Source organism: Streptococcus sp. HMSC070B10 (assembly GCF_001808665.1).
Taxonomy (GTDB): Bacteria; Bacillota; Bacilli; order Lactobacillales; family Streptococcaceae; genus Streptococcus.
Window position 1 is genome coordinate 1 of sequence record NZ_KV794163.1, and the last position, 483, is coordinate 483.

Below are 483 nucleotides of genomic sequence, written 5' to 3' on the forward strand. Positions count from 1 at the left end.
TTAGTTATTATTTTCAGAAAATGAAGGATGGGGATCTAGCAGATGAAAATGAAATAAACGCTTCAGCTCTAGAAATCCCCCATCTTTACTTAATGGATGTCTATCGTAATCTATTTGATGATGGATTTTTGACAGGTACTTGTGTAACTGGAGACATGTCTGGGAAAGTGTATATTGAGAATTTGTCTCTTGTTAGAATTACAACTAAAGGTATTGAATATTTGGAGGACAACTCTAAAATGAAACAGGCTTATAAAATTTTGAAAGAAATAAAAGATTGGATACCTGGAATGTAGCGCTGGGGATATATGAGCGCTAGTGAAATAATTAGCAGGCCGAAAGCTATTATAATCGAATTTATTGGATTTTATGAAGTAGTGTTTTTCTGATTAGGTTTGATAAAATAGAGGTGTGAGGGGGATTTCGTCCGCCATCTTAGTGTTTATCTCTCTTTTGCGAGAGTCAGGTTTACGTTTTTTTTTT

1 protein-coding gene is annotated in these 483 nt (G+C 34.2%); it reads left to right on the forward strand.

The window, feature by feature from the left end; all coding sequences use genetic code 11:
- A partial coding sequence (locus HMPREF2613_RS04920) for a YjcQ family protein (RefSeq protein ID WP_070479407.1) occupies positions 1 to 296 on the forward strand: 296 nt, incomplete at its 5' end.
- Positions 297 to 483 lie beyond the last annotated feature (187 nt).